We start from the raw sequence: 16,635 nt of genomic DNA, 5'->3' as shown, positions 1-16,635 counted from the left end.
GGCCCACGTCAATCAGATGGACAATCCGTCGTGCGGCTGGTGTCCCGTGGGACGATCGGCGAAAGGCCGATCAGCGCATCGCTTTCGGCGGGACGAATCCTGTCATCGCCGGTAATGCCGGCCAACAGCCACCCGAGGTCGCCCTCGGCCGAAAACCGGTGCCGGATCCGCTGCGGCTCGATCTCCAGGACCTCGCCATCCGCGATCCTGCCAATGTCGAAGTCGAAAACATATCCGGTTGGCAACCCCATGCGCAGGTCGGCCAGATGCACATCGTCACCTTCGACGTCGGTCATGAAGTAGCCTTTCGAAAAGGCTTCCAGCTTGCGGGCGGCATCGTTCCCCGTCAGGCAATCAGTGTCGATGGCCAGACGCCGGTGTTCGTAGATCATGCCGCCATCGTCACTGTCCAGAAGAGGCAGATAGATATTGAAGTAGCGCTCGCCGTCGATTCCGATCACGCGCCAGTAGAGCGTGTTGAAAGGCGTTGGTGTCGCCAGTGCCATCCGGACGCGGATGCCTGCCTGGTCGAACTGGCGAAGCGCCCGGGCATGGGCCACGTTCTGGGCCATCAGGCTCCACCCCAGATAGGCCGTACTCACCGCCAGCGCTCCCAGCGTTGCGCGGCGCAAGGTGGCCGAGAACGTTCTTCGCATGAGCGCCAGCACCGAGGCCGCGAGGAGCGGCAGCGTATAAAGCGGGTCGATGATGAAAATCGAGCCCGTTCCATAGGGGTGACGCGATACGGGCCAGAAAAGCTGGGTTCCATAGATCGTCAGGGCATCGAGCAATGCATGGGTCGACAGGACAAGGAATACAACCAGATAAAGACGCCATGCCGACACCGACTTGATGAACCACAACCGGAGGGGTTCGACCAGAATCGGCGTGATCATCAGATGCATGATGAGGGAGTGGGTCACGCTGCGGTGCAACACGAAACGATCCACAGCGTCGTGCAACGGCACCAGCACGTCCAGATCCGGCAGTGTGCCCAGCACCGCCCCGAAGATGACCGAGCGCCTCGGTCCCAGCTTGTCGCCGATCACGGCCAGCGTCAGGGATGACCCGAGAACCGCCTGAGAAACAGAGTCCATGTGACCGCCCGAAGAACCGGTGAACCGTGACCCCGTCACGCCCGACCGTCTTCACCCCTTTTGTTCCGACAGGAATTTGACAGATCGGACGATCTCTATCCGATGCGGGATGTAAATCCAGCAAATCCGGTGAAGAACGGTACGCCGGCAGGCGTTTCTCCCGACGGTGCGCCTCAACCGCTACAACAGGCCGAAATCGCCACGGCTGGAACAAGACAAACCGGAGACGTCTTCTAGGCGGCGACCTTCCGGCACCTCCATGGAGAGAACGCGGTCCCGTTCAGTCCTTGGCGCGTTCGACGTAGGAAGCATCCTCGGTCATGATGACAACGCGCGTGCCGACCTGGATGTGCGGCGGAACCATCGTGCGAACGCCGTTGGAGAGCATGGCCGGCTTGTAGGACGACGATGCCGTCTGCCCCTTGACCACCGGCTCGGTCTCGGTGATCTCGAGCACGACGCGCTGCGGCAACTGGAGCGCGATGGCATTCCCCTCATGCAGGCTGATCTGGACCTCGGCGCCATCGGTCAGGAACGGAGCACCATCGCCTATGACATCTTCGGGAACGGTTACCTGCTCGTAACTCTCCGGGTTCATGAAATGGTACCCGTCACCGTCAGCATACAGGAAGTTGTGCGTCTTCTCCTCGACGAAGGCCCGTTCCACCTGCTCGGTCGTCCTGTACCGCTCGGAGATCTTGACGCCATCCGCAATCCGGCGCAGGTCGAGCTGCGTCACGGGTGTACCCTTGCCGGGATGGATGTTGTTGGCGACCAGCACGACATAGAGCTTGCCCTCGATATCGACAACATTGCCCTTGCGCAGTGCGCTGGCGATCACTTTGGCCATATAAGCTTGCTTTCTTCAGGTCTTGCGTGAACGGGGGAGCCCGACGGATGGCGCTTCCTTTAGCCCCTGCCGGCGCGGGGGTCCAGTCCAAGCGCATGCCGATGCCCTCACGCGCGGGAGAATGACGACAAGATGACCCGACCGAGTCCCTGGTGGCATTCCCATCGCCACGCCGATCGCCGGCCATTCCTGATCGACCGGCAGTCGATCCTGCGCACATTGCGTGATTATTTCGAGGGTGAAGGTTTCATCGAGGTGGAAACACCCATCCTGCAGATTTCACCCGGCAACGAAATTCATCTTCACGCCTTTCGTACCGAACTGCTGGATACTGCCGGGCGCGGTCGGGGGCATCTCTACCTGCACACATCGCCGGAATTCGCCATGAAGAAACTTCTGGCGGCCGGTGAGCAACGCCTGTTCACCTTCGCCCGCTGCTTTCGGAACCGCGAGCTGGGCAGTCGCCACCATCCGGAATTCACCATGCTGGAATGGTATCGCGCGCGGGAAAGCCATGATGTCCTGATGACCGATTGCGAGGAGATACTCTGCCGTTCGGCACAAGCGCTGGGCCGCAACCAGCTCCAGGTGGCAGGAATCGACATCCCGCTCATACGTCCCTTCGAACGGCTGAGTGTCGCCGATGCCCTGATGAAATTCGCCGGCATCGATCTTTTCGCCGTCAGCGATATTCCCGCTTTCCGAAAAGCTGCCCGTTGCTGCAACGTCCGTACGGGCGATGACGATAGCTGGTCGGATATCTTCAGTCGTGTCCTGGTGGAGCGGATCGAGCCGAACCTGGGCCATGATCGCCCCACCTTCCTCATCGACTACCCTCTGAGCGAAGCCGCCCTCGCCCGGGCGAAAGCGGACGACCCGCGCCTTGCCGAACGCTTCGAACTCTATGCGGCGGGAATGGAACTCGCCAACGGCTTCGGCGAGCTCACCGACCCGGTGGAGCAGCGCCGGCGGTTTGCCGCCGACATGGATGAGAAGGAGAAACTCTACGGCGAGCGATATCCCATCGATGAGGACTTCATCGAAGCACTGGCGACCATGCCGGAAGCCAGCGGCATCGCCCTCGGTTTCGACCGGCTGGTGATGGCCGTCACGGGCGCACGCCAGATCGAACAGGTCATCTGGGCACCAACCCCGTTCGGTGGACTTTCATCGACCTGAAGAAAACAGGCCCATCGGGAATATCAGCGCTCAGCGATGGCCGCCCGCCGGATCTTCCCCGTACGGACCGCCCTGCACCGGCGAGAACGGTCTGACCGTGATCGTTGCTCAGGCCGCCTCGCCACGTTCGGGCAGGACCCAGTCAGCCCGCGGGAAATGACATGTGTAGCCAGCGGGATAGCGCAGCAGGTAGTCCTGATGCTCCGCCTCCGCCTCCCAGAAATCGCCGACCGGCACAACCTCGGTGACCACCCGTCCGGGCCAGAGGCCGGATGCCTCGACGTCGGCGATGGTTTCTTCCGCCACCCGCCTTTGTTCCTCGCTCGTGTAGTAGATTGCCGAGCGATAGGAGAGACCGATATCGTTGCCCTGGCGATTCAAGGTTGTCGGATCGTGGATCTGGAAGAAATATTCCAGCAACCGCCGGTAATCCATTCGCGCGGGATCGAAGATGATCTCGATGCCCTCGGCATGGGTTCCATGGTTGCGGTAGGTGGCATTCTCCACATCACCGCCGGTATAGCCGACACGGGTGCGTTCGACTCCATCGAGTCGGCGGACCAGGTCCTGCATTCCCCAGAAGCAGCCCCCGGCGAGAACGGCGCGTTCAGGCATGGTCGATATTCCCCAGCTGGTCGAGATAGGCCCCATAGCCTTCAGCCTGCATGTCATCGTGGTGGATGAAACGCAAGGATGCGGAATTGATGCAGTAGCGCAAGCCGCCACGGTCCATCGGCCCGTCGGGGAAGACATGCCCGAGATGGCTGTCGCCATGCATCGAGCGAACCTCGGTGCGAATCATGCCATGCGTGGTATCGCGCCTTTCATTGATATTCGCCGGTTCGACCGGTCTTGTGAAACTCGGCCATCCACAACCCGATTCATATTTGTCAGAGGACAGGAACAAGGGCTCGCCGGAGACGATATCCACGTAGATGCCCGGCTCCTTGTTGTGCAGATATTCACCCGTTCCCGGTCGTTCGGTGCCGTTCTGCTGGGTCACGCGATACTGCTCGGGTGTCAGCGCGCGCACCGCCTCGTCGGTTCTGGCATAAACCTTCATGGATATCCGTTCCCCCGGTTCGTATGGGTCATGACTTCCTGGATGGCGACAAACGGTGCGTTTTCCATGTGCAACCACGATTGTGGTACCAACAGGTCATACATCAAACTCACTTTGCCGCGACCGACCGGTCATCGCCCTCCGCGAGCCGCTCGACAATCCGCCGCATCATCACGGCCCCCTTGTCGACGGCGATACGCAGGGGACGCCTGTCGGGCAACCTCTCCTCCTCACGCTGGATCGCCTCAAGCACGGCCTTGTCCTCGGCGAATGCCATGCGCAGCTGCTCCTTGAGCGCCTCGTTCCGGTCGGGCGACGTCGCCTTGTAGTTCTTCACCACAAGCCAGTGGTCGACTGCCTCGTTATGATCGACGGGTGTCAGAAAGTGACACGCGAACATCCAGACACAATCGTCGCGATTACCCTCGGGTGCGCCGGTCCCCGCATCCGCTCCACCGAAGTCGATGACCGACGTGTTGGGCGCATCGAAGATATAGATCTGCCAGCGGTCGATGTTCCCTTTGAATCGATCGAGTTTCCTGAACAACGGTATCGGTTCGGCATCCAGTGTCCAGCGGGTGGTGACGACGCGATCACCTTCGATCTCCACCTCGATCGGCACATCCTCGTGAGCCTTGTTGCCAAGCGTGGACTGATGGACGAAGGCGACATGCGCCGGATCGCAGAGATTCTCGGCCAGCGCCAGATAGTCCGCCCGCACATGCAGCGCCTCCCCGTGCACGACTTCCCAATCGGGATCGTCATATTGCGGCAGATCGAACAGGGGGGTGCATCCGGCAAGGTCCGGATCGCCCGGCCATATCCACACCAGCCCCATATGATCGCGTACCGGGTAGGAGCGAACCCTAGCCGACGGCGGCACCGTGTCCTGGCCCGGTACGCGCACACAGCGGCCGTCACGGCCGAAGGTCATGCCATGGTAGCCGCAGACGACATGATCGCCGCTACGCTGCCCCATCGACAGGGGCAGGAACCGGTGCGGACATCTGTCCTCCAGCGCTACGGGATCGCCGGCCGCGGTACGATACAGGACCACGGGCTCGCCCATGATCCGCCGCGCGACCAGACTTCCCTCCACCTCGCGCGTCCAGGCAATCGCATACCAGCTGTTGCGAACATATGTCATTTCGTCGACCTCCCACACCAGTATGGCTCACCAGTCACGATCCATCTTATTCAATCTGGCCGGCAGCGCCACAACAGCAAGGAACCACGAACGCCCGAAGCGACGGGAATGGGACATGCAAGTGGATATATCTTGATATTATTCAACTAATAATTTAGTTTATCCGAGTTATATTCGCGTTTTACGAGAGGTATCGGCAATGTCGGAAGGCCGCGGATTGTTGCAGGGCGTCATCGAACAGATGCTCGACCGTCTCGCCTCGGAGACCATCGGCCTGACATTGCTGCGCGACGCCACTGTCTTCACGGCAGTCTGCGATCGCTTTGCAATACGGCGCACGTTCCCCTTGCCACCGGTCAACCGGCGCAACGGCCGCAACCAGTTCTGGCTGCGGTTCGAGCGGTCGGACGGTGGCGGCATTGCGGCGGTTGCCGTCACCCGGCTCCCTTCGGATGACCTCTTCGAGGATATTCGCCGAGGTGACTTATGGTATTCCGGCGGATTTCCATCCTTTTGCGGACTGGAGTCGATTGCCTGCATGCCGCCATCGCGACTGGTCGGCGGACAGGTCAGCATGATCGACATCCATCTTGCGGGCGAGGCGGGCGCGGAAGACACGATCATCGAAACGATCAGCCACCTGACCCAGGCCCTCGCGTTCAGGCATCACGAATGCCGGTTCACGGCGATGGTCCCCGACCCCGGAGTACAGACCCATGCGGTGGAGGTGCTGGCAAGGACGTTCAACCGATGCGATCCATGCATCGACGGGTTGATGCCATTCGCCGAACACGACGTATCTTCACCCCTGATGCATACGTCGCATCAGGAATTTCTAACCTATGCCACCAATCTCCGGATCGACGAGATCCGGAGCGAGACGGCGAACGAACCCGCCGAATCCGCTGCCGACAATCACCGGACGCCCGTCGGGTGAATGACCCGATCCGCCCTTGTCAGTGCAGCCGCGGGCGTCGCAGCAGATCTTCCCGGTTGGCCGTCTCCAGCTTCATTCGCCGTCGCTGCCCTTCCCGAAGGATGGTGAGTTCGACCAGCACTCCGGCATCCCCGCGTGACCAGAGCTGCCGGTAGAAATCGGCAAGGTCGCCGACAGGAACATCGTCGACGGCGACGATGATGTCGCCCTGTTCGATACCCGCCCTTTCCGCCGGGCCATGCGGAGCGATGTTGTTCGCCCGCACTCCCGTCTCGCCCTCGGTGGCATAGATACCGACCCAGGGGCGCGGCGGCTTCACCGTGCGTCCCCTGCCGACAAGGTCATCCAGGATCGGTGTGAGAAGATCGATGGGCACGACCATGTTGCTGTCCTCCGTCGAGGACTCGTCCTGCCCCACCTGCACGAGCAGCGATCCGATGCCGACGAGATCGCCCTCGGGGCCGATGACGGCCGCCCCGCCCCAGGCCGGATGGGCAGGCATCACGAAGAATGCCTCATCAAGGAGATATTCCCAGTATCCGGCAAACTCGCGCTTGCCGATCAGCCGCGTGCGCATGGCCCGCTCGATACCGACACCGGCGGCGATGACCAATTCGCTGCCTATTCCCGTCATCGCCGAGGAACCGAGCGGCATCACCGGGCAACCGAGATTGCCCAGCGCCTGGACGATCCCGAAGCCCGTGACAAAATCATAGGCGAGGGCGTGACCCGGAACGACGAGCCCGGTATGCGTGGTGAGCCAGATCTGTTCCGCTTCATTGATCAGATAGCCGATGGTGAGGACGATCCCGCGATCGCCGATCAATATGCCCGTACCTTCACGTTCGGTGCCCAGGGCAGCCGCGGTGAAGGCGTCAGGCGGGATCTGCGAATGCAGCCTCAGCACGCTGCCCAGCCGTGCTTCGAGATCGTATCCATATGTCTTCAGATCGGGTTGCAACATTCGCGGGATCAAGGGACGGGCTTTCCGATCGGGTGAACTCAAAACTCTGGAGACGTGATCGTCGAGGCATGGCGAGGAATGACGGGCAACCGCTTTCCCTTACCCCGTAAACGCCTGGATACCGGTTTGCGCACGACCAAGGATGAGCGCGTGAACATCGTGGGTTCCTTCATAGGTGTTCACGGCCTCAAGATTCAGGACGTGGCGAATGACGTGATACTCATCGGAAATGCCATTACCCCCGTGCATGTCGCGAGCCGTGCGGGCGATGTCCAGGGCCTTGCCGCAATTGTTGCGCTTGATCAGCGAAATGGTCTCGGGCGCCGCCTGCCCTTCGTCGAGCATCCGGCCGACGCGCAGCGCCGCATTGAGACCCAGCGCGATCTCCGTTTGCATATCGGCGAGTTTCTTCTGAATGAGCTGGTTGGCGGCAAGCGGCCGGCCGAACTGCCTGCGATCCAGTGTGTATTGCCTCGCAGCGTGCCAGCAGAACTCGGCCGCTCCCATCGAACCCCACGCGATGCCGAAACGCGCACGGTTCAGGCAGCCGAACGGCCCCTTCAGCCCGCGCACGGCAGGCAACAGGTTTTCATCGGGCACGAACACATCGTCCATCATGATCATGCCGGTGATCGATGCCCGCAACGAGAACTTGCCCTCGATCTTGGGGGTCACCAGTCCTTCCATGCCCCGTTCGAGCACGAAGCCGCGAATGACGCCTTCCTCATCCTTGGCCCACACCACGAGAACATCGGCGATCGGCGCGTTGGTGATCCAGTTCTTGGCCCCGGACAGGCGATAGCCGCCGTCGACCTTGCGTGCCCGGGTCCGCATGCCGCCCGCATCCGAACCGTGATCCGGCTCGGTGAGGCCGAAACAGCCCACGAGCTCCCCCTTTGCCAGACCGGGTAGCCAGCGCCTGCGCTGCTCCTCGCTGCCATAGGCATGGATGGGGTACATCACCAGCGACGACTGCACGCTCATGGCCGAGCGGTAACCGGAGTCGACCCGCTCGATCTCCCGGGCGACCAGGCCGTAGGTCACGTAGGAGGCACCGGCACCGCCATACTCCTCCGGGATGGTCACACCGATGAACCCGAGTTCACCGAAGGCATTGAAGATCGAACGGTCGAAGGTCTCGTTGCGGTGAGCTTCGAGGATCTTCGGCATGAGCTGGTTCTGGCAATAATCCTGCGCCGCCTGCTGAACGAGACGTTCCTCTTCCGTCAGCTCCTGCGTCAACAGGAACGGGTCCGACCAGTCGAACGCGGACAGTTTGGCGGAAGCGGCACCATCGGCCATCTGGGCAACGGCATTCATGCCTATTGTCACTCCTTTCGGACTCGCCGGCCGCAACAGGGTCTCACGGACCCGGCGAGTGGATGAAACATGCGGTTCAGGTCAGGATCATAACCGGTTCAGTTCGAAGAAACAGCCCTCAACTCGGCCACCTGTTCGGCAGAAAGCGCGCGGATCGGCCGACCGTGTAGCAGAAGGTAGAGTTTGGCCGTTTCCTCGAGCTCCTCCATGGCGAATGCCGCATTGTCGAGTGAACTGCCGGCGACCACGGGTCCATGATTGGCAAGCAGTACCGCATGATGCTTGCCGGCCAGCTTCTCAACAGCCGGCCCCAGGGCCGGGTCCCCGGGCCGATAATAGGGCACCAGGGGCAGTGTCCCGACACGCATGACATAATACGCCGTGATGGGTGGGATGACATCGCGGGCATCGATATCAGCGAGGCAACTGACGGCAACCGAATGAGTCGAATGCAGATGCACCACGGCTCGGGCATCTTCGCGATGTCGATACATTCCCAGATGGAGAAACGTTTCCTTGGTCGGCTTGTCGCCGCTGATATGGCGTCCTTCGAGATCCAGCCTGGCGATACGGGAAGGGTCCAGGTTTCCCAGCGTGGCGCCAGTGGGCGTCATCAGCCAGCCATCGTCAATACGTACGGAGATATTGCCGGAGCTCCCCATGGTGAGACCGCGATCGAAGATCGAACGGCCGATACGCGCAATCTCGTCCCTCGCTTTCGTTTCGTTCATGGCATCACCGCAAAGGCTCGGGTGAGAAAATCGGATCCGCCGAAATTTCCCGATTTCAGCGCAACCGCCAAGGTGCGGTCGCCCGTGGTAACGCAGGCCGGAACACCGGGATCGATCTGCGGCCCGATGCGCAGACCGGTGATGCCGAGCGCCTGGATGACGGCCCCCGACGTCTCGCCCCCTGCCACCACGAGACGGCCGACCCCGTGGTCGACGCCAATGCGCGCGATGGCCGCCAGTGCATCCTCGACCAGTTGTCCGGCCCGCTCGCGGCCGAACCTCTCCTGAGCACGCGCGACCTCGCCGCTTTCGGCACTGGCATAGATCAGCACCGGCCCGTCGGACATCCGCTCGAGCGCCCATTTCGCAGCTTCTTCGGGATCATAGCCGCTGGCGAGTTGATCCGGCGTCAGTTGCAACGCAGGGCGAGACCGGCGCATGTCTTCGATCTGGGCCAACGTGGCAGCCGAGCAGGAGCCGGCAAGAACCAGTTCGCGTCCCGCGACCGGCGGCAAGGCGGCTGCCTCGCCCCCCTCGCCGATCAGCCCCGCCCTTCGATAGTTGCGCGGCAGCCCCATGGCGATGCCGGAGCCGCCGGTGATGAGCACCCGATCGGCCAGCGCCTCGCCAAGCACCATGAGGTCATCGTCGGCGATGGCATCGAGGATGGCATGGCGATATCCATCCGTCTCCATGGCGGCCAGCCGGTCTCGCACCGCCGCCGGTCCCTGCGCGACCACCCGATGCGGAACCAGACCGACCTTTCCGGATGTCTGCGACTGCAGCACGCGCACCAGGCTGGAGTCGGTCATCGGCGTGAGTGGATGGTGGCGCATATGCGTCTCGGAAAGCAGGGCCTCACCGATGAACAGGTAACCGTTGTAGATTGTCCGGCCGGTCTCCGGAAAGGCAGGACAGGCCACCGTCATGCCCGAACCCGGTTCATCGGCCAGTGTCTCAAGCAATGCATCGGCAACCGGACCGATATTCCCCTTGTCGGTGCTATCGAAGGTCGAGCAGTACTTGAACAGGATCTGGCGGGCTCCCCGTGACCTCAGCCATGAGAGTGCGGCAAGCGACTGGGCGACCGCGTCCCCGGCCGGTACGGTGCGGGATTTCAGCGCAATGGTCACCGCATCAGCATCGGGAACCTCCGTCCCCTCGTCCGGAACACCGATCAACTGAACCGTACGCATACCCTGACGCACGAGAGTATTGCAGAGATCGGTGGCCCCCGTGAAATCGTCGGCGATACTGCCGAGCACCACTGCCATGATCGCGCTTCCCCGCCGATTGAACCCTGCGCATGATCCTGAACTACGGAAGATATCCAGTCAAACGCTCACCGCTAACGGCGGGCCGGCATTTTCGCACGGGATTGCTGGCAGGTCTTCCTGAGGTCAGCGCTGGAAGGCAATCCTTCGGTCGATCTTCGATGTGTCGGGAGCACCCGACACATCGGCAGCCCTTTCGCCCGGGCGGGCGCGCCTTTCCTGCTGAACGGCATTGCGGACGAAGATGCCGCGCTTTCCTTCGACGGCCTTCAGTTCGCTGGTAACACCGAGAACGGATTCCGTCCCTCCCAGAACCACGAATCCCGGATCGCGCAACATGGCTGCGACATCGTTGAGAATTCGGCGCTTGGTGTCCATGTCGAAATAGATCAGGACATTGCGAATGAAGATGATGTCGAACAGCCCCAGAGAGCGATTGTTCCCGACAAGATTGTGACGGCGGAACTCGATCCGCTTCCTGAGCGAATCCTTGATGCGCCATCGCGCACCATTCTGGTCGAAATACTTGACCAGCATCTGCACGGGCAGACCGCGCTGAACCTCGAATTGCGAATAGATGCCCTCGCGTGCCCGATCCAGCGCCTCACCCGAAATGTCGGTGGCGAGGATTTCGACACGCCAGGTCCGGTACTCCGATCCGGCTTCCTCGACACACATGCTCAAGGAGTACGGTTCCTGGCCGGTCGACGCTGCTGCCGACCAGATGCGAAGCTGCCGTTCGCCACCACGGGCCTTTTTCAGCTCGGGCAGCATGAAGTCGCCGAACCGGTCGAACGGATGCTGATCGCGGAAGAAGAACGACTCGTTGGTCGTCATGGCTTCGATGATGGCCTCAATGATCGCGGGATCACCGGACCCGCGCACCCTTTGCACCAGATCACTGATCGTTGCATACCCGAACTGGCGTGCGATCGGCAGCAGCCTGCTCTCGAACAGGTAGGCCTTGTCGGCCGAAACCTGAATGCCCGACTGCTGCTTGACGAGATCGGCCAGGTAGAGAAGTTCATTATGATGCACGACGGCGCTCTTTTGACTTGGGGCCAAGCAATTGGATGAGTTGCCCGGGTATGGTGTCAAGCGGAAGAACCGCATCGGCCAGTCCCTGCCTGGCGACTGCACCGGGCATTCCCCAGACCACGCTGGTCTCCGCATCCTGGGCGACGACGACACCTCCGGCCCCATGAACAGACCGGCAGCCGTCCAGGCCATCGTGCCCCATACCGGTGAGTATGACCGCACAGAGCCTCGCACCATAAGCGACAACGAGGCTCTCGAGCATGGGATCGACCGCGGGCCGGCAGAAATTCCGGGGTGGACCGTCATCGAGCCGGATACGAACCTCATCCGGCGACTTTCTCTCGATCAGCATGTGCCGGTCACCCGGAGCGACATAGATCGTGTCCGGCTTGACCAGTTCCCCATCGATCCCTTCATGGCAATCGCGTGCGGCCACCCGCGACAACTGTTCGGACAGGATCGTGGTGAAGGTCGGCGGCATGTGCTGGGTGAGGAAGATCGGCAACCGTAGCGAAAGCGTTTCTCCGCGAAAGATCGACATCAGGGCCTGAGGTCCACCGGTCGAGCAGCCTATCGCCAGAGCCTGGATATCCGGCCGCGCCCGCAGCCCCGGGGTATCCACCGGCTGCTTGTCCGGCATCCTGGCAAGCGACGCTCGCGCACCTTGAGCAGACCCGGCCGCACCCGACGATGGCGCGCTGCCTGAAGCAACGGGCCGAACCGTCGACGCAGCTGTTTTCGGGTTCAGAACTTCGGAGGCGGCACGCCTGGCGAGACGTCCCCAGCAATGAACCTTTTCTATCAGTTCCGACTGGAACTGTTCGCCATACAACCCCTCCTGCGATGTGGGCTTGCAAAGATAGTCACTGGCTCCAAGCGTAATGGCCTGCATGCTCACCGCAGCGCCACGACGGGTCAGTACCGATGACATGATCACCCTTGGCGCAGGGGCAACCTCGAGAATCCTGGGCAATGCCGCCAAACCATCCATGACCGGCATCTCGATGTCGAGCAGCACGATTTCGACAGGCGTCCCCTTCATCGCCATGCGGGCGACCGTGCGCAGTGCATGCTGCCCGTCAACGGCAATATCGAGCGTCGACGCCAGCCCGGCCCTTTCCATGACCTGACGCATGGCACTGCGGGCCACCATGGAGTCGTCGACAATCAGGATCCGGTACCGCTGACTGGCCTCGGCGATGCCGGTCATGCTTCGAGGAAGCCCGTCTGGTGCAGTTTTGCGCGTATGATGGCTTCGTCGAACGGTTTCATGATGTATTCGTCCGCACCGGCATCGAGGGCCTCCTCGATATGCGGCAGGTCGTTGACCGTCGTGCAGAAAATGACCTTGGGTTGCTGACCGGCAGGCAACCTTCGAAGATGCTTGAGAAAGGTGAGGCCATCCATGACCGGCATGTTCCAGTCCAGCAGGATCAGATCCGGCATTCTCTTCCTGCAGGCATCCAGGGCCCGCTGGCCATCTTCCGCCTCCTCGACTTCGAGCCCCATCGAGTCGAGCATTCGACGGACGACATGCCGGACGGTAGCCGAATCATCGACGATGATACAATTGGACATTGACTGGTTCACCCATGAAGATCAGCGGTCGAATTGCAGAACGCGACCGACGTCCAGCAACACGAGCAACTGGTTGTCGAGGCGGAAAATTCCGGTCGCAACGTCGCGCCAGGCGGGAGACAGGGAAACGACATCGCGTTCGAAGCGGTCGGCAGGTGGCGTGAGCACTTCGCCGACCTGGTCGATGAGCAGGCTGTAGAGTTCGCCCTCATGCGCGACGACGACACTCATCCCGGAGGTCTGGCCATCCGCAGGATCGGGAATCTTGAGCCTGCGGCGCAGGTTGATCGCGGTGACGATGCGGCCTCGCAGGTTCAGGACACCGGCGACCTCCCGGGCCGCCATCGGTACGGGCGTGATGCGCTGGGCGCCGAGAATATCCTGCACGGTGTCGACGGGTATGCCGACGAGCTGGCCCGCCACGATCATCGAAACGAGTTCGCCCTTGAGGATAGGGTCATCCGGCGAACGGGTTTTGTCCTGCAGCTGGATCGTCATCCCATGTTCCCAACAAAACTGCGGCAATTGGCAAGAGCGTGAAGCAGTGCGTCGCGATCGAGCTTGCCGACATAGTCCGTGAAGCCGACATTCCGCCCGCGCTCGATATCCTGCGGCGTCGTATGCGATGACAGCGCGATGATCGGGGTATCCTGCCATGGACCGCCGTCGCGGCAGGCCTCGGCAAATTCGAAACCGTTCATTTCCGGCATCTCGATATCGGAGAGAATGTAGTCGAACTTCTCCCCCATCTGGCGCATGGCCAGGGCCTCGGTCGCCAGAGTCGCCGTCGTGACGTCGTAACCGCTGGATTCGAGTAGCGGAGCGAGCATGTTGCGGAAAAAGGCACTGTCATCGACCATGAGAAGCCGTTTTTTCGAGGACTTCTTCACCGATGCTCCCTGATCCTCGAAGGCATCGGTCTCCTCGGTCATGAACCAGCCGCCGAAGATCCTGTTGACAAAATAGGCGACATCGAGAAGGTCGGTGGCCTTGCCGGCAATGACGGCCGTACCGAGGACCTGGGGATCCTTGCTCTGGATCTCCAGTTGAATCGCCGTCTCGGCGATATCGATGATCTCGTCGACCACCAGCCCCATGTTGCGGCCGACGTCAGTGAACACCAGAACGGGCTTGAACCCCCCGTCGATGAACACCGGCATGCCATCGACATCGGTGAGCGGCATGAGCGCACCGCGATACTGCATGACCGTCTGATGACCGGATCGCTCGATATTGGCGGCCTCGATTTCCTCAAGGCGGGTGACCAGACTGAGAGGCACGGCCTTGAGGGCACCTTCGCCGGCCTTGAATACCAGATAGGAGGCACGATCGTTGTCACGTGACGATGGGGCCGCCGACTGGGTGGCATTGGTGGCGGCACTGGTCGTTGCAAGGGCGCTCGTGATGCCGTTGAGATCGATGATCATGACGACGTTTCCGTCACCGAGAATGGTGTTGCCGGAGAAGACTCCCACATTGCGCAGAATGGGTGCCACGGGCTTCACCACGATTTCCTCGGTATCGTAGACCTGATCGACAATCAGCCCGAACAGACAGGTACCGACCTGCGAAACAACGACATAAGCATCCTGGGTGATGTCCGCTTCCTTGCGCGAGCTTTGGAGACCGAGAAGCTTTGCGAGCGACATCAAGGGAAGGAGTCGGTCACGCAACCGCAGGATGGGTGCACCGTCAATGACCTCGATCCTGTGCTCGGATTTGGCTCCCGCACGCACGAGTTCGACCACTCCGATCTGCGGCATGGCGAAACGTTCGCCACCAGCCTGCACAATGAGTGCCGATACGATGGCGAGCGTCAGCGGGATCTTGATGGTGAAGGTCGACCCCCTGCCCAGTTCCGATGCCAGTTCGATCGAGCCGCCGATCTTCTCGATATTGGTGCGCACCACATCCATTCCGACCCCTCGGCCGGAAACGCTGGTGACCTGTTCCGCGGTCGAGAAACCGGGCTTGAAAATAAACTGCATGATCTGCTGGGGCGACAGCGAAGCGAGATCGGCTTCGCTGGCCAACCCGTTGCTGACGATCTTCTGGGAGATCCTGTCAACATCGAGACCTTTGCCATCATCGGAAATCTTGATGATGATATGTCCGCCCTCGTGGAACGCATTGAGCGTTATCGTTCCCTGCTCGGGCTTGCCAGCCGCCGCTCGCTGCTCCGGTTTCTCAAGACCGTGATCAGCGGAATTGCGGACCATGTGGGTCAGCGGATCCTTGATCAGTTCGAGAACCTGGCGGTCCAGTTCGGTTTCCGCACCGATCATGTTCAACTCGATCTGCTTTCCCAGATCGATGGCCAGGTCGCGAACAATGCGGGGCAGCTTGCTCCAGGCGTTGCCGATCGGCTGCATGCGGGTCTTCATGACCCCTTCCTGCAGTTCCGACGTAATGTGGCTGAGTCGCTGCAGCGGGGCCTTGAAGGCGTTGTCCGAGGTATTGCGCACCATCTGGAGGAGCTGGTTGCGGGTCAGCACCAGTTCGCTCACGAGGGTCATCAATGTTTCGAGAAGATCGACGGGAACCCGCAGTGTCTGCGCGGTCATTGCCGCCGACTTGCTGGCTCCTCCCTCGCCATCGGTTGCCTTTGACGATGGAGCTGCGGCAGCCCGTGCGGGAGCTGGCCTCGCCGAAGCGGCATCGGTCACCTTCACTGCCGAGGGGACATCATCGACGTCCTCGTCAACATCGGCGGGGGCAGGATTGTTTCCAGTCGAAATTTCGGCTTTTTTTCCTGATTGCTTTGCCACCGCTTCTGCCGGAGCCCTTGCGATCACAGCAGGTGCCGGGACCACTTCACTCCCCGACAGAACCTGATCGAGCATGGCGATCAGGTCGGAATCATCGCCCTCGGGTTCGGCCTGCGTATCCGCGAGGGCATCGAGGATTTCCTTGATGCGATCGAGCGCCGCGAGAATGACCGTCACCGCTGCCGGTGTAACAGGCATCTCACCGTCGCGAAACTTTCCGAGCACGTTTTCCGAGGCATGCGCGACATGCTCAAGGCGTGGAAGACCCAGAAAACCACAAGTTCCCTTGATCGTATGAACAATACGGAAAATACTGCCGATCAGGTCCAGATCGTTGGGGTTCTGTTCGAGCCTGACAAGCTCGACATCGAGAACGGTCATGTTCTCGATACACTCGGTCAAGAACTCGGAAAGAAGTTCATCCATCCTGGCACGATCCTCGGCGCATGAATGTTGCGATAGGTCGAACGCGGCAATTCGCGATGATCCCCTACCCCAGTTATCCGACCGAATAGTTAACCCGCGGTGAATTCCTCCCAATTTTATTGCAGCGACCGCCTCATCCGGCCTCGCAGCAGAGCTGGCCCGTCCCCATTCTCCAATCTGTTTTCCACAATCGGGGAAAGCCGCGCATTCGCAGCCTGATGCGCAGGATGCCGGGCCGATTGGCTGGCGTCGCGTCAGGAGAC

Annotated in this window: 16 protein-coding genes; 2 read left to right on the top strand and 14 right to left on the bottom strand. The window is 61.2% G+C overall.

From position 1 onward, the window contains the following. Positions 1 to 8: 8 nt before the first annotated feature. Both H6851_12065 and efp read right to left on the bottom strand, forming a co-directional pair. Positions 9 to 1,097 (bottom strand): metal-dependent hydrolase, encoded by a 1,089-nt coding sequence (locus H6851_12065; GenBank protein ID MCB9944340.1) that lies wholly within the window; start codon positions 1,095 to 1,097, stop codon positions 9 to 11. 280 nt (positions 1,098 to 1,377) lie between these two features. Beyond that, a complete protein-coding gene (gene efp, locus H6851_12060) occupies positions 1,378 to 1,947 on the bottom strand; it encodes an elongation factor P (protein MCB9944339.1) in 570 nt (189 codons plus the stop codon). Between the two features lie 132 nt (positions 1,948 to 2,079). Between efp and genX the strand changes: the two genes are divergently transcribed. Continuing rightward, entirely contained in the window at positions 2,080 to 3,126 is a 1,047-nt protein-coding gene (gene genX / locus H6851_12055) for an EF-P lysine aminoacylase GenX (GenBank protein ID MCB9944338.1), read from the top strand. A gap of 108 nt (positions 3,127 to 3,234) precedes the next feature. Here the strand turns inward: genX and msrA are convergent, their stop codons facing one another. The 3 genes from msrA to H6851_12040 all read right to left on the bottom strand — a co-directional run bounded on the left by msrA (position 3,235) and on the right by H6851_12040 (position 5,336). Further along, positions 3,235 to 3,741 (bottom strand): peptide-methionine (S)-S-oxide reductase MsrA, encoded by a 507-nt coding sequence (gene msrA / locus H6851_12050; protein MCB9944337.1) that lies wholly within the window; start codon positions 3,739 to 3,741, stop codon positions 3,235 to 3,237. Continuing rightward, positions 3,734 to 4,189, bottom strand: coding sequence for a peptide-methionine (R)-S-oxide reductase MsrB (msrB, locus tag H6851_12045; GenBank protein ID MCB9944336.1), 456 nt, complete (start codon positions 4,187 to 4,189; stop codon positions 3,734 to 3,736). Before msrB ends, msrA begins: the two co-directional genes overlap by 8 nt. 109 nt (positions 4,190 to 4,298) lie before the next feature. Further along, a complete protein-coding gene (locus tag H6851_12040; GenBank protein ID MCB9944335.1) occupies positions 4,299 to 5,336 on the bottom strand; it encodes an aromatic ring-hydroxylating dioxygenase subunit alpha in 1,038 nt (345 codons plus the stop codon). 199 nt (positions 5,337 to 5,535) lie between these two features. On the opposite strand from H6851_12040, the gene H6851_12035 reads away from it, so the two are divergent. Beyond that, positions 5,536 to 6,273, top strand: a complete 738-nt coding sequence (locus H6851_12035) for a hypothetical protein (GenBank protein ID MCB9944334.1) — start codon at positions 5,536 to 5,538, stop codon at positions 6,271 to 6,273. A gap of 19 nt (positions 6,274 to 6,292) precedes the next feature. On the opposite strand, the gene H6851_12030 is transcribed toward H6851_12035, so the two are convergent. From H6851_12030 to H6851_11990, 9 genes are all read right to left on the bottom strand, one after another. Then, a complete protein-coding gene (locus tag H6851_12030) occupies positions 6,293 to 7,237 on the bottom strand; it encodes a serine protease (GenBank protein ID MCB9944333.1) in 945 nt (314 codons plus the stop codon). A 99-nt stretch (positions 7,238 to 7,336) separates the two neighbouring features. Beyond that, positions 7,337 to 8,539 (bottom strand): acyl-CoA dehydrogenase, encoded by a 1,203-nt coding sequence (locus H6851_12025; GenBank protein MCB9944332.1) that lies wholly within the window; start codon positions 8,537 to 8,539, stop codon positions 7,337 to 7,339. Positions 8,540 to 8,655: 116 nt separating this feature from the next. Beyond that, positions 8,656 to 9,288: an aldolase gene (locus tag H6851_12020; protein MCB9944331.1), complete on the bottom strand. Its 633-nt coding sequence runs from the start codon at positions 9,286 to 9,288 to the stop codon at positions 8,656 to 8,658. Beyond that, complete coding sequence (locus H6851_12015) at positions 9,285 to 10,562, bottom strand: four-carbon acid sugar kinase family protein (GenBank protein MCB9944330.1); 1,278 nt, start codon at positions 10,560 to 10,562, stop codon at positions 9,285 to 9,287. The genes H6851_12020 and H6851_12015 overlap by 4 nt, the downstream gene beginning before the upstream one ends. A gap of 126 nt (positions 10,563 to 10,688) precedes the next feature. Next, complete coding sequence (locus H6851_12010) at positions 10,689 to 11,600, bottom strand: protein-glutamate O-methyltransferase CheR (GenBank protein ID MCB9944329.1); 912 nt, start codon at positions 11,598 to 11,600, stop codon at positions 10,689 to 10,691. Further along, positions 11,590 to 12,810 carry a chemotaxis-specific protein-glutamate methyltransferase CheB gene (cheB, locus tag H6851_12005; GenBank protein ID MCB9944328.1) on the bottom strand — a complete coding sequence of 407 codons (1,221 nt, stop codon included), beginning with the start codon at positions 12,808 to 12,810 and terminating at the stop codon, positions 11,590 to 11,592. The genes H6851_12010 and cheB overlap by 11 nt, the downstream gene beginning before the upstream one ends. Continuing rightward, entirely contained in the window at positions 12,807 to 13,178 is a 372-nt protein-coding gene (locus H6851_12000) for a response regulator (GenBank protein ID MCB9944327.1), read from the bottom strand. Before H6851_12000 ends, cheB begins: the two co-directional genes overlap by 4 nt. Before the next feature lie 21 nt (positions 13,179 to 13,199). Then, complete coding sequence (locus tag H6851_11995) at positions 13,200 to 13,676, bottom strand: chemotaxis protein CheW (GenBank protein MCB9944326.1); 477 nt, start codon at positions 13,674 to 13,676, stop codon at positions 13,200 to 13,202. Then, on the bottom strand, positions 13,673 to 16,372 hold the full coding sequence (locus H6851_11990; protein MCB9944325.1) for a hybrid sensor histidine kinase/response regulator: 2,700 nt from the start codon (positions 16,370 to 16,372) through the stop codon (positions 13,673 to 13,675). The genes H6851_11995 and H6851_11990 overlap by 4 nt, the downstream gene beginning before the upstream one ends. Positions 16,373 to 16,635: the final 263 nt, after the last annotated feature.

It is taken from the genome of Geminicoccaceae bacterium, from assembly GCA_020638465.1.
In the GTDB taxonomy this organism is placed as follows: domain Bacteria; phylum Pseudomonadota; class Alphaproteobacteria; order Geminicoccales; family Geminicoccaceae; genus JAGREO01.
The sequence above is the reverse complement of the archived record's forward strand: the minus strand, read 5'-3'. Positions and strand labels throughout refer to the sequence as shown.

What these genes read in the sequence shown, in the direction of transcription:
- genX (MCB9944338.1), top strand. Translation starts at nt 2,080, where the DNA reads ATGACCCGACCGAGTCCCTGGTGGCATTCCCATCGCCACGCCGATCGC.
- H6851_11990 (MCB9944325.1), bottom strand. Translation starts at nt 16,372, where the DNA reads ATGGATGAACTTCTTTCCGAGTTCTTGACCGAGTGTATCGAGAACATG.
- efp (MCB9944339.1), bottom strand. Translation starts at nt 1,947, where the DNA reads ATGGCCAAAGTGATCGCCAGCGCACTGCGCAAGGGCAATGTTGTCGAT.
- H6851_12000 (MCB9944327.1), bottom strand. Translation starts at nt 13,178, where the DNA reads ATGTCCAATTGTATCATCGTCGATGATTCGGCTACCGTCCGGCATGTC.
- msrB (MCB9944336.1), bottom strand. Translation starts at nt 4,189, where the DNA reads ATGAAGGTTTATGCCAGAACCGACGAGGCGGTGCGCGCGCTGACACCC.
- H6851_12035 (MCB9944334.1), top strand. Translation starts at nt 5,536, where the DNA reads ATGTCGGAAGGCCGCGGATTGTTGCAGGGCGTCATCGAACAGATGCTC.
- H6851_12040 (MCB9944335.1), bottom strand. Translation starts at nt 5,336, where the DNA reads ATGACATATGTTCGCAACAGCTGGTATGCGATTGCCTGGACGCGCGAG.
- H6851_12020 (MCB9944331.1), bottom strand. Translation starts at nt 9,288, where the DNA reads ATGAACGAAACGAAAGCGAGGGACGAGATTGCGCGTATCGGCCGTTCG.
- H6851_12065 (MCB9944340.1), bottom strand. Translation starts at nt 1,097, where the DNA reads ATGGACTCTGTTTCTCAGGCGGTTCTCGGGTCATCCCTGACGCTGGCC.
- H6851_12015 (MCB9944330.1), bottom strand. Translation starts at nt 10,562, where the DNA reads ATGGCAGTGGTGCTCGGCAGTATCGCCGACGATTTCACGGGGGCCACC.
- H6851_12025 (MCB9944332.1), bottom strand. Translation starts at nt 8,539, where the DNA reads ATGGCCGATGGTGCCGCTTCCGCCAAACTGTCCGCGTTCGACTGGTCG.
- H6851_12030 (MCB9944333.1), bottom strand. Translation starts at nt 7,237, where the DNA reads ATGTTGCAACCCGATCTGAAGACATATGGATACGATCTCGAAGCACGG.
- cheB (MCB9944328.1), bottom strand. Translation starts at nt 12,810, where the DNA reads ATGACCGGCATCGCCGAGGCCAGTCAGCGGTACCGGATCCTGATTGTC.
- msrA (MCB9944337.1), bottom strand. Translation starts at nt 3,741, where the DNA reads ATGCCTGAACGCGCCGTTCTCGCCGGGGGCTGCTTCTGGGGAATGCAG.
- H6851_11995 (MCB9944326.1), bottom strand. Translation starts at nt 13,676, where the DNA reads ATGACGATCCAGCTGCAGGACAAAACCCGTTCGCCGGATGACCCTATC.